Origin of the sequence: Methylobacterium litchii (genome assembly GCF_038442315.1) — a bacterium.
GTDB classification, from domain to species: Bacteria; Pseudomonadota; Alphaproteobacteria; order Rhizobiales; family Beijerinckiaceae; genus Methylobacterium; species Methylobacterium litchii.
Genome location: NZ_JBBXMY010000014.1, coordinates 116,656 through 127,738, shown reverse-complemented (window position 1 = coordinate 127,738; position 11,083 = coordinate 116,656). Strand labels below are relative to the sequence as shown.

Sequence of the window (11,083 nt, the reverse complement as noted above, 5' to 3'; positions counted from 1 at the left end):
GCCCAGTTCCGCCGCCTTGCCATCCGCTACGAGCGACGAGCCGACATCCATCTCGCCTTCTCGACGCTGGCGGCCGCCCTCATCGTCTGGCGCTTCATCGAACGATGGTTTTGTTAGACGTTCTTAGCAAGTTAGTCCAACTCTCTACTTTGGGCGGATGGAGGCATTGGGCGATCCAGACTGTACGTCTCGCCTCGTCTGACATCCAAAATGTTGGGGTGTTGAGTAAAAGGTTGCTCCCGCCGCGCCCGAAGCCAGACGCTACTTTTCATCGATCCGAACGCCACGCTTGCGCTCTGCATGAAACAACCGTGTGAGACGGCCCGCGAAATCGAACCAATCGCTCGCCGCCGCTGGCGCGCCCTACGGGAATCGAACCCGTGTTTTCGCCGTGAAAGGGCGACGTCCTGGACCGCTAGACGAAGGGCGCTCGCGCGGGCTGGGGTTCTATAGTCGGATGATCGGCCGGGGGCAACCGCCGGTTTTGACCGGCGGTGAAGTTCGGGCGAAGAGGGGGCATGTCGCCCCCTCCACCCCGCCTCACCCTCGTCCTCGGAGGCGCCCGGTCCGGCAAGAGCGCCCATGCCGAGGCGCTCGTCATGGCCTGCCCCGCGCCCTGGCTCTACCTCGCCACCGCCGAGATCTGGGACGACGAGATGGCCGCGCGCGTCGGCCACCACCGCGCCCGGCGCGGGGAGGGGTGGATCACCCAGGACGTGCCCCTCGCCCTGCCGGAGGCCGTCGCCGCCGCGCCGGGGCCGGTGCTGGTCGATTGCCTCACCCTCTGGCTCACCAACCTCATCCTCGGCGAGGCCGACGTCGCCGCCGCGACCGACCGGCTGGAAGCCGCCTGCGCCGCCGCGCCGGGACCGGTCGTGCTGGTCTCGAACGAGGTCGGCCTCGGCATCGTCCCCGACAACGCGCTCGCCCGCCGTTTTCGCGATGAGGCCGGCCGGATGCACCAGCGCCTCGCCGCCCGCGCCGACCGCGTCGTCCTCACCGTCGCCGGCCTGCCCCTCGTCGTGAAACCCCAAGCTCCCGCAGGATCGCCCCCATGACCGACGACGCCGACCGCCATCGCGAGAAGATGGAGAAGCGCAAGGCCGTGCAGGATGCCGAGGTCGCCGCCAAGACCATCGAGAAGGGCCTGCTCATCGTCCATACCGGCCCCGGCAAGGGCAAGACCACGGCGGCGCTGGGGCTGATGCTCCGGGCGCTGGGGCGCGGGTGGCGGGTCGGGATGGTGCAGTTCATCAAGGGCGGCTGGGACACGGGCGAGCGCCACGCTGTCGCCGCCTTCGGTGAGCGGGTCGCGTGGCACACCCTCGGCGAAGGCTTCACTTGGGAGACGCAGGACAAGGCGCGCGACATCGCCGCCTGCCGCCACGCCTGGGAGGTCGCGACCGGGCTGATGGCCGATCCCGGCCTCCGCCTCCTCGTCCTCGACGAACTGAACATCGCGCTCCGCTACGAATACCTCGACCTCGCGGAGGTCGTGGCGGTCCTGCGGGCGCGGCGGCCGGACCTGCACGTCGTCGTCACCGGGCGCAACGCCAAGCCGGCGCTGATCGAGGCCGCCGACCTCGTCACCGAGATGGGCAGCGTGAAGCACCACTTCGCCGCCGGGGTGAAGGCGCAGGAGGGGATCGAGTTCTGAGCGCCCCGGCCCCTTCCCCCCGCGCCCTGATGATCCAGGGCACCGGCTCCGATGTCGGCAAGTCGCTGATCGTGGCGGGCCTCGCCCGCGCCTTCGCCGACCGGGGGCTCCGCGTGCGCCCGTTCAAGCCGCAGAACATGTCGAACAATGCCGCCGTCACCGCCGACGGCGGCGAGATCGGCCGCGCCCAGGCGCTGCAGGCGCGGGCGGCGCGGGTGCCGCCCTCGGTCCACATGAACCCGGTGCTCCTCAAGCCGCAGAGCGAGATCGGCTCGCAGGTCGTGGTCCAGGGGCGGATGGTCGCCACCGTGAAGGCCCGCGACTACCAGGGCTGGAAGCCCCGGCTGATGGCCTCCGTCCTCGACAGCTTCGGCCGCCTGCGGGCGGAGGCCGATCTCGTCCTCGTGGAGGGCGCGGGCTCGGCCTCGGAGGTGAACCTGCGCGCCGGCGACATCGCCAACATGGGCTTTGCCCGCGCCACCGATACGCCCGTGATCCTCGTCGGCGACATCGACCGGGGCGGGGTCATCGCCAGCCTCGTCGGGACCAAGGCGGTGATCGACCCGGAGGACGCGGCGATGATCGCGGGCTTCCTCGTCAACCGCTTCCGGGGGGATCCGTCGCTGTTCGCGGACGGGATGCGCCTCATCGCGGAGCGCACCGGCTGGGAAGCCCTCGGCCTCGTGCCGCATCTGCCCGAGGCGGCGCGGCTGCCGGCGGAGGACGTGCTCGGTCTCGCCGGCTCCGAGGCAACGGGGGAGGGCGCTCTGACCGTCGCGGTGCCGGTGATGCCGCGCATCAGCAATTTCGACGACCTCGATCCCCTGCGCGCCGAGCCCGGCGTGCGGGTGGTGCTGGTGCGGCCGGGGGAGACGATTCCCGCCGAGGCCGCCCTGGTCCTGCTGCCGGGGTCGAAGACCACCATCGACGACCTGCTCTTCCTGCAGGCGGAGGGCTGGGACGTGGACATCCGCGCCCATTGCCGCCGGGGCGGCCACGTCCTCGGCCTGTGCGGCGGCTACCAGATGCTCGGGCGCCGCATCCGCGATCCGCACGGGATCGAGGGGCCGCCCCGCGACGTGCCCGGCCTCGGCCTCCTCGACGTCGAGACCGTGCTCACCGCCGACAAGCGCCTCGCCTGCGTCGCCGGCACCACCCTGACGGACGGCCTGCCCTTCACCGGCTACGAGATGCATGTCGGGGATACGGCGGGGCGTGACGCCGCGCGACCGCTCCTGCGCCTCGCGGACGGGCGGCCGGATGGGGCGGTCTCGGCGGACGGGCTGGTCAGCGGGACCTATGTCCACGGCTTCTTCGCCGACGACGCCCAGCGCGGGGCGTGGCTCGCGCGGCTCGGCGCACGCCGCCTCGGCGCCTCCTACGAGGCCGGGGTCGAGGCGGCCCTCGACCGGCTCGCGCGACACATCGAGACCCACGTCGATTGCGACCGGCTGCTCGCCCTCGCGCGCTAGGCCGGGCTTGCGCTATAACTCTGAGTAATAGGCCCGCACGACGCGACGGGCCATCGCTCCGAGGAAACGCGACCATGGCGATCGAGGCAGGCCCGGCCGAGGCGGATCTCGGCGAGGGCACGATCCGCACCGTGACCCTGCGGCTGATGCCGCTGCTCGGGCTCATGTACCTCGTCGCCTATATCGACCGGCAGAACATCTCCTACGCCAAGCTGGAGATGGTGGGGGCGCTGGGCCTCAGCGAGACCGCCTACGGGCTCGGCGCCTCGCTGTTCTTCCTCGGCTATTTCCTGTTCGAGGTGCCGGCCAACGTCTTCCTGGAGAAGGTCGGGGCGCGGGTCTGGTTCGCGCGGATCATGTTCACCTGGGGGCTGGTGACGATCCTCCTCGGCTTCACCCACGGCACGACGATGTTCTACGTCCTGCGCTTCCTGCTCGGGGTCGCGGAGGCGGGGTTCTTTCCTGGCGTGCTGTTCGCCCTCACCCTGTGGTTCCCGCAAGCCCACCGGGCGCGGATGATCGGCTGGTTCATGATCGCTTCGGTGTTGGCCAACGCGGTCGGCGCGGCGGTCGGCGGCGCGCTCCTCGGGCTGGACGGGGTGCTGGGGCTGGCGGGCTGGCAATGGGTGTTCCTGGCGACCGGCGGCCCGGCGCTCCTGCTGGCGGTGGTGGTGCTCGTCGTCCTGCCGGACGGCCCCGCCACGGCGCCGTGGCTCGCCCCCGCGCAGAAGGCGTGGCTCACCCGCACCATCGAATCCGAGCGCACGGGGACGGGCCATGTCGACCACGGCAACCCCTTCGCGGCCCTCCTCGACCGGCGGGTGCAGATGCTGGCCGGGGTCTATGTCTGCCTGCCGCTCGCGGCCTACGGCCTGAGCTACTGGCTCCCCACGGTGGTGAAGGGGTTCGGCGTCTCGAACCTCGCCAACGGCTTCATCAACGTCATCCCCTGGCTCGGGGCGGCGGTCGCCCTGTGGTGGGTGCCCCGGCACGCCGCCCGCACGGGGGCGACGGGCAATGCCCTGACGCGGCACGTGGTCGGGCCGGCGCTGGTCGGCGCGGCGGGGCTGGCCTTGAGCGTGATCCTGCCGGGCAACGCGGTGAAGTTCGCCTGCCTCTGCGTCGCGGCGGCGGGGGCGTTCTCGGCGCAGCCGGTCTTCTGGTCGATGCCGGGCACCTTCCTGCGCGGCGCCTCGGCGGCGGCGGGGATCGCGGCGATCAACTCGGTGGGCAATCTCGGCGGGTTCGTGGCCCAGAACGCGGTGCCGATGATCCGCGACGCCACCCGCAGCGACCTCGTGCCGATGCTGTTCCTCTCGGCCTGCCTCGCGGCCGGGGCAGGGCTGATGTTCCTCGTCCTGTCGGCCCTGCGCCGGGATGCCGCCCGCCGGGAGGTCCGGGTGGCCTGAACGGAATCCGTGTCCGCGCGTTCATCATGAACCGGCGCGGCGGGCTCCTCACGGAATCCGACGGATACGCGATCTGACACAGCGTCCTTCCGCCGGAGGGGACGCCGGGAGGACGCGGACATGAGCAACGGTTACCCCCTGCTGTTTCTGGCTTTCGGCACGATCGGAGCCCTGTGGTTCCTGGGTGCCGCCGCGCGCAAGCAGGTCGCCGACCTGAAGGGCCATCCGGGACGGTCCAGCGTGATCCGCGATCATGGCGGGCCGGCCCGCCCGAACATGCCCGGCACGGAGCATTGAGGCGCTAGTGCAGAGACGCACTCACTCCGTTCAAGCGTCTCTGCACTAGCTCTTTGTTTTTGCATCAATTTTTCCAGACACGGCTGACGCCTTCGTCTGGATCGATGCACTAGACTCCGGCGGCGATCCTCCGGCAATGGTCGAGGGCGGCACCGATCAGGTTGTCGCTCGCCTCCGGCGTGCGGAAGGCCGAATGCGCCGAGAGCGTCACGGTCGGGAGCCCCGCGAAGGGGTGCCCGCCCGGCAGGGGCTCCTCCACGAACACGTCGAGCCCCGCCCCGGCGAGGCGCCCGTCCCGGAGGGCCTGCGCCAGCGCGGCCTCATCGAGGAGCGCGCCGCGCGCGGTGTTGACGAGGAGCGCCCCCGGCTTGAGCTGGGCGATCCGCTCCGCCGAGAGGAAACCCCGCGTCTCGTCGGTGAGCAGCAGGTGGAGCGAGACCACGTCGCTGTCGGCGAGCAGGGTATCGAGGTCCACGAAGTCCACCCCTTGATGGGTCCGTGGCGTCCGGTTCCAGGCGATCACCCGCATGCCGATCCCGGCGCAGAGGCGGGCCATCTCGGCGCCGATCCCGCCGAACCCGATCAGGCCCACCGTCTTGCCGGTGAGCTGGATGCCGTCCGTGCGCAGCCAGTGTCCGACCCGCATCGCCCCGTCCATGCGGGCGAGACCCTTGGCGGCGGCCCACATCAGGGCGAAGGCGCATTCGGCCACCGCCGTGTCGCCGTAGCCCCGGATGAGATGGACCTGCACGCCGAGTTCGGCCTGAAGCGCCTCCGGGTCCATGTAGCTGCGCGCGCCCGTGCCGAGGAACACGACGTGCTTCAGCCCCGCGCAGGCCTTCGCGACGGACAGCGGCAGGGCGGTGTGGTCGATGAGCGCGACCTCCGCCCCGGCGAGCAGGCGGGGCAGGTCCTCCGGGACGGTGTCCGGGTCGGCATGGATCGTCAGGGGCGGATCGCCGGGGCGGCTCAGGCGGCGGGCCACCTCGGCCAGGGTCTCGCTGGCATCCACGAACACGGCACGCATCGGTGTCTCCTTGCGGGAAACGTGTAGCACGCTGGCGGCGTGCGGCCTCACCCCGCCAGCGCGAACCCGAGCGCCAGGAGCCCCACCACCAGCCCCCCCTGGAGCCAGCAGGCGGTGCGGTAGAGGGCGAGCGCCCGGCCGATGTCGTCGGGGGTCGCCTCGGCGCGGCCGTCGCCCATGTGGGCGTCGGGCACGAGGGTGCCGTCGTAGACGCGCGGCCCGGCGAGCCTCAAGCCGAGGGCCCCGGCCATGGCGGATTCGGGCCAGCCGGCATTGGGCGAGCGGTGGCGGCGTGCGTCGCGGGCCATCGCCCGCAGGGCGCCCCGCCCATCCGCGCCACGGAGGAACGCCGCCCCCGCGATGAGCAGCCCGGCCAGGCGGGACGCGGGGAGGTTCACGAGGTCGTCGAAGCGGGCCGCCGCCCAGCCGAAGGCGGCGTAGCGGGGGGTGCGGTGGCCGATCATGCTGTCGGCGGTGTTGGCGGCCTTGTAGAGCGCCCCGCCCGGCAGGCCGAGGACGCCGATCCAGAAGGCCGGCGCCACGATCCCATCGGAAAAATTCTCGGACAGGCTCTCGATCGCCGCCCGGCAGATCGCCGGCCCGTCGAGGCGTTCGGGATCGCGCCCGACGATCATCGACACCGCCCGGCGCCCGGCCTCCAGCCCGCCCGCGCGCAGGCCGGTCTCCACCGCCGCGACGTGCTGGTGCAGGCTGCGCTGTGCCGGCAGGCTCGCAGCCAGCACGCCCGTGAGGACGAGGGCGGGGAGGGGGCCGGCGAGCCCCGCCGCCGCCGTGACGAGCCCGGCGAGCCCGCCGACCACCGCCAGCAGCAGCACCAGGGCGAGCACCCCCGCGAGGCGGCGGCGCCGCTCCGAGCCCCGGTTGAGCCCGCGCTCCAGGGCGGCGATCAGCCGGCCGATCCAGGTGACAGGGTGGCCGATGGCCCTGTAGAGCGCGTCCGGATAGCCGGCCGCCGCCTCGATCCCGAGGGCGATGGCGAGACAGGCGAGCGTGTCGGGCGGATGGACCATTCGGTGTGGAGCGTTTCCGCGCGTGAGGCCGCCGTGATCGCCCATGGCGGCGACCTCGGGGACCTCCGAAGAACCTTCCCCGACGCGCCGCTGCCGTGGCTCGACCTCTCGACGGGGATCAACCCGGTCCCCTATCCCGTGCCGCCCGTCGAGGCCAGCGCGTGGCTGCGCCTGCCGGAATCCGCCGAACTCCTGGCGCTCCGCAAAGCGGCCTCCGGGGCCTACGGCGCGCCGGGGGCGGAGCACGTCGTGGCCGCGCCCGGCACGCAGATCCTGATCGAGACCCTGCCCCGCCTCGTGGCGCCGACCGAGGTCGCCGTCGTCGGCCCGACCTATGCCGAGCACGCCGCCGCGTGGCGGCGGGCCGGGCACGCGGTGCGGGAGGTGACGGGCCTCGCCGAAATCGGGGACGCGCGGGTGGCGGTGATCGTCGATCCGAACAACCCGGACGGGCGCACCGACCCGCTCGCCGACCGCCTCGCCCTCGCGGCGGCGATGCGCGCGCGGGGCGGGCTGTTCGTGGCCGACGAGGCCTTCGCGGATCTGGAAGAGGTCGAGAGCCTGTGCCCGCATGTCGGGCCGGGGCTCGTGGTGCTGCGCTCCTTCGGCAAGACCTACGGTTTGGCGGGCCTGCGCCTCGGCTTCGCGGTGGCCGATCCCGGCACGGCGGGGCGGATCGCCGGGGCGCTCGGCCCCTGGGCGGTGTCCGGCCCGGCCCTGGCCATCGGCGGCGCCGCCCTGTCGGACGGCGCGTGGCGCCAAGCGGCGGCGCAGGCGCGGGGCATGGACGCCGGGCGTCTCGACCGGATGATCCTGCGGGCCGGCGGGCGGATCGTCGGCGGCACGCGCCTGTTCCGCACGGCCAACTTCGCGGATGCACCCGGCCTCTACCGGCGGCTCGCGCAGGCCGGCATCGCCGTGCGCCGCTTCACCGAGCGCCGGGAGCGCTTGCGCTTCGGCCTGCCGGCGGACAAGGCGGCGTGGTGCCGGCTGTCGCGGGTGCTCAGATAGGGCGCTTCGCCGGGTGCGGATCCCGCGCAGCGACCAGCACCGCCAGGGCCGAGAAGCCGAGACCCACCGCGCAGACGCCCGGCCAGCCGACGAGCAGGAAGGCCTGCGAGCCCGCACAGGCGCCGACCGCCGCGAAGACGAAGATCGTCGTGAACAGCACGGTGTTGATCCGCCCCCGCGCGCCGGGCACCAGGGCGTAGGCGCGGGTCTGGTTGGCGATGAGCGCGCCGTTCATGCCGATGTCGATGAGGAACACGCCCACCGCCACGGCGACGAGGGACCACGTCCCCGCCGCCCAGAGGATCACGAAGGACAGGGCGACGAGCAGGCTCCCGCCGAGCACCACGGGCTTGGCGCCCTTCCGGTCGGTGAAGCGGCCGGAGAACGGCGCGACGAAGGCGCCGCACACGCCGATCACCCCGAACAGCCCCGCGCCGGCGGCGGTGAGGCCAAAGGGCGGCGCTTCCACGAGGAGGGCGAGCGTCGCCCAGAAGGCGTTGAACCCGGCAAACAGCAGCCCCTGCGACAGGGCGGCGGTGCGCAGCACCGGCTGTGTCCTGGCCAGCCCGACGATGGAGGTCATCAGGGCGGCGTAGCGCAGGCGATGGGTCTGGGGCGTGTGCGGCAGAGTGGCGGCGGCGATCCCCGCCATGGCGAGCGCCACGCCCGACGCGATGAGGAAGACCGGCCGCCAGCCGAGATGGGCGCCGATGAAGCCGCTCGCCGTCCGGGCGAGCAGGATGCCGGTGAGGAGCCCGGTCATCACCTGCCCGACCACCCGGCCCCGGCTGGCATCGGGGGCGAGTTCGGCCGCGAAGGGCACCGCCTGCTGCGCCGCCGAGGCGAGAACGCCGACCAGCAGATGCGCCAGGGCGAGGGCCAGGAGGTTGCGGCTCAGGCCCACGGCCAGCAGCGCCAGGGCGAGGGCGAGGCATTGCAGCACGATCAGCCGCCGCCGGGGCAGGGCATCGCCCAGGGGCACGAGGCCGACGATGCCGAGCCCGTAGCCCACCAGCGCCGTCGTCGGCACCCAGAGGGCGGCGCGGTCGCCGAACTCGGCCACGATCAGCCCGAGGAGCGGCTGGTTGTAATAGATGTTGGCCACGGCCCCGCCCGCGATCAGGGTCAGGCCGAGCCTCGCCTTGCCGTCGAGGGAGGCGGGCGCGGAAAGGGTGGCGGACAGGGCGCCCTCGCAAGGTCGGGGGTGGGAACGGCGGGGATCTCGCGCACGGGCAGGCGGGCCCGGCAAGCGGACGCGCCGCATGGCCGCGCCCCGCCTCGCGCACCTGCCATCGGCCCGCGCCCGCCCCATATGAGAACGATGCGGGCATGACTCCGCATGGGTCCGGCCCGGCGTGGTTCACACCGCCGCAGGCCCGGTCCCGCCGTCATTCTACGATCGGGGCGCCGATCCGTTCCCGGCGGAAGCCGGGGGAGGGCCCCCAGCAAGGAGTACGGGATGCTGAATTACCGGGTCGATTTCGCCAAGGAGATCCTCGGGGTGCCGTTCACGGTGGGATCCGTGGAGATCAGCCGGGCGCGCGACCCCGACCGCGCCAAGCGCGCCGCCGAACTGCGCTTCGCCCGCCAGCACGGCGTGGGGGATTGGCGCGAGCGCGCCGACCTCGCGATGCTGTCACCACAGGGTTGAGACGATCCGGCGTCGCTTTGGCCTTGGCCGTGGCGGCGTCGGCGCCCTAAACTAGGGGCGAACAAGCGCGGCAGGACGGGGTCACGAGGGCGATGGCGGCGATCTCCTTCTTTGGCGACCTGCTTCAGACGATCAGCGACCGGGGACGCGACCTCGTCGATCTCGTCGGCCTCGGCCGGGGGGAACTCGCCGTCCGGGCCGGTGCCGCCGACCTCGCCCGCCTCTGCGACGACCTCATCTCCCGCCGGGGCGAGGCGTCCGGCGTCGCCCTCGCCCGTGCCATCCTCGACCGTTACGCCAGCCTGTCGCCCGCCGAGCGGCACGAGTTCCTGCGGGCCATCGCCCTCGATTTCGGAGCGGACGACCGCGCCGTCGATGCGGCGATCACCGCCTACCTCGCCAACCCGAGCCGCGCTCGCCTCGGCACCCTGCACGAGGCCGCCGAGCCGCGCAGCCAGGAACTGATCCGCCGCCTCAACCTCGCGCGGGGCGGCACGCTGAGCCTCGTGCGGATGCGCGAGGACCTGTTCGACCTGCGCCGCGACCTGCGCAAGGCGGCCAAGGACGGGCCGGCGGACAAGGCCCTGCTCGACGCCGCCGACAGCCTCGATTCGGATTTCGAGCACCTGTTCGCCTCGTGGTTCAACCGGGGCTTCCTGGTGCTGCGCCACATCGACTGGACGACCCCCGCGCATATCCTCGAAAAGATCATCCGCTACGAGGCGGTCCACGCCATCGCCGATTGGGACGACCTGCGCGCCCGGATCGAGCCGCCGGACCGGCGCTGCTTCGCCTTCTTCCACCCGGCGCTCGCCGACGAGCCGCTGATCTTCGTGGAGGTGGCGCTCACCGAGGGCATCGCCCCGGCCATCGCGCCGATCCTGTCGCGGGAGCGCAAGCCCCTGCCGCCGCGCGCGGCCACCACCGCGATCTTCTACTCGATCTCGAACTGTCAGAAGGGCCTCGCGGGCGTCACCTTCGGCAACTTCCTCATCAAGCAGGTGGTGGAGGATCTGGCCCGCGAGATCCCGAGCCTGAAGACCTTCGTCACCCTCTCGCCGGTGCCGGGCTTCACCGCGTGGCTCACCCGCGAGCGCCGGGCGGACAGCCCGCAGGGCCTGCTGCCGGAGGACGTGGAGGCCCTGCGCGGCCTCGACATCCCCGGCTGGCACGAGGACAAGGCCCTCGCCGAAACGGTGCGCAAGGCGATGATCCCGGCGGCGGCGGCCTATTTCCTGCGCGCCAAGAACGAGCGCGGGCGGCCCCTCGATCCCGTCGCGCGGTTCCACCTCGGCAACGGCGCGCGGCTGGAGCGGATCAACTTCCTCGGCGACGTCTCGGACAAGGGGCTGGCGCAGTCGCACGGGCTGATGGTCAACTACCTCTACGACCTCGGCGCCATCGAGAAGAACCACGAGACCTACGCCAACCTCGGTACGGTCGCCGCCTCCTCGGCGGTCAGCCGCGAGTTGCGCGCCAAGCTCCCGCCGCCCAGGGCGGTCGCGCTGGCCGACGCCTGAAAGGGCTC

Annotated in this window: 11 protein-coding genes, 1 tRNA gene and 1 pseudogene; 9 read left to right on the top strand and 4 right to left on the bottom strand. The window is 72.6% G+C overall.

Annotated elements, in window-relative coordinates; translation table 11 throughout:
* Nucleotides 1–117, top strand: a pseudogene (locus tag AAHF99_RS21460) (IS5/IS1182 family transposase); the annotation flags it as partial.
* A gap of 237 nt (nt 118–354) precedes the next feature.
* Here AAHF99_RS21460 and AAHF99_RS21455 read toward each other — a convergent pair.
* Nucleotides 355–430: transfer RNA gene (locus AAHF99_RS21455), tRNA-Glu, on the bottom strand.
* 88 nt (nt 431–518) lie between these two features.
* Here AAHF99_RS21455 and cobU point away from each other — a divergent pair.
* From cobU to AAHF99_RS21430, 5 genes are all read left to right on the top strand, one after another.
* Nucleotides 519–1,058: a bifunctional adenosylcobinamide kinase/adenosylcobinamide-phosphate guanylyltransferase gene (gene cobU / locus AAHF99_RS21450; protein ID WP_342166492.1), complete on the top strand. Its 540-nt coding sequence runs from the start codon at nt 519–521 to the stop codon at nt 1,056–1,058.
* On the top strand, nt 1,055–1,657 hold the full coding sequence (gene cobO, locus AAHF99_RS21445) for a cob(I)yrinic acid a,c-diamide adenosyltransferase (RefSeq protein WP_342166491.1): 603 nt from the start codon (nt 1,055–1,057) through the stop codon (nt 1,655–1,657). The genes cobU and cobO overlap by 4 nt, the downstream gene beginning before the upstream one ends.
* A gap of 29 nt (nt 1,658–1,686) precedes the next feature.
* On the top strand, nt 1,687–3,129 hold the full coding sequence (locus AAHF99_RS21440) for a cobyric acid synthase (protein ID WP_342166490.1): 1,443 nt from the start codon (nt 1,687–1,689) through the stop codon (nt 3,127–3,129).
* 74 nt (nt 3,130–3,203) lie between these two features.
* The gene (locus AAHF99_RS21435; protein WP_342166489.1) at nt 3,204–4,538 is read left to right on the top strand and encodes an MFS transporter; all 1,335 of its coding nucleotides are present in this window, start codon (nt 3,204–3,206) and stop codon (nt 4,536–4,538) included.
* A gap of 120 nt (nt 4,539–4,658) precedes the next feature.
* Nucleotides 4,659–4,835, top strand: a complete 177-nt coding sequence (locus AAHF99_RS21430) for a hypothetical protein (protein ID WP_243954273.1) — start codon at nt 4,659–4,661, stop codon at nt 4,833–4,835.
* Between the two features lie 109 nt (nt 4,836–4,944).
* Here the strand turns inward: AAHF99_RS21430 and AAHF99_RS21425 are convergent, their stop codons facing one another.
* Both AAHF99_RS21425 and cbiB read right to left on the bottom strand, forming a co-directional pair.
* Nucleotides 4,945–5,862: an NAD(P)-dependent oxidoreductase gene (locus tag AAHF99_RS21425; protein ID WP_342166488.1), complete on the bottom strand. Its 918-nt coding sequence runs from the start codon at nt 5,860–5,862 to the stop codon at nt 4,945–4,947.
* Between the two features lie 47 nt (nt 5,863–5,909).
* Nucleotides 5,910–6,893, bottom strand: coding sequence for an adenosylcobinamide-phosphate synthase CbiB (gene cbiB, locus AAHF99_RS21420; RefSeq protein ID WP_342166487.1), 984 nt, complete (start codon nt 6,891–6,893; stop codon nt 5,910–5,912).
* Here cbiB and cobD point away from each other — a divergent pair.
* Complete coding sequence (cobD, locus tag AAHF99_RS21415; protein ID WP_342166486.1) at nt 6,885–7,904, top strand: threonine-phosphate decarboxylase CobD; 1,020 nt, start codon at nt 6,885–6,887, stop codon at nt 7,902–7,904. The two genes, cbiB and cobD, sit on opposite strands and share 9 nt — an antisense overlap.
* Here the strand turns inward: cobD and AAHF99_RS21410 are convergent.
* A complete protein-coding gene (locus tag AAHF99_RS21410) occupies nt 7,897–9,168 on the bottom strand; it encodes an MFS transporter (RefSeq protein ID WP_342166485.1) in 1,272 nt (423 codons plus the stop codon). The two genes, cobD and AAHF99_RS21410, sit on opposite strands and share 8 nt — an antisense overlap.
* A 195-nt stretch (nt 9,169–9,363) precedes the next feature.
* Here AAHF99_RS21410 and AAHF99_RS21405 point away from each other — a divergent pair, with 195 nt between their 5' ends.
* Complete coding sequence (locus AAHF99_RS21405) at nt 9,364–9,555, top strand: hypothetical protein (RefSeq protein ID WP_243954263.1); 192 nt, start codon at nt 9,364–9,366, stop codon at nt 9,553–9,555.
* Nucleotides 9,556–9,647: 92 nt separating this feature from the next.
* A complete protein-coding gene (locus AAHF99_RS21400; protein WP_342166484.1) occupies nt 9,648–11,075 on the top strand; it encodes a malonyl-CoA decarboxylase in 1,428 nt (475 codons plus the stop codon).
* The last annotated feature ends 8 nt before the right edge of the window (nt 11,076–11,083 follow it).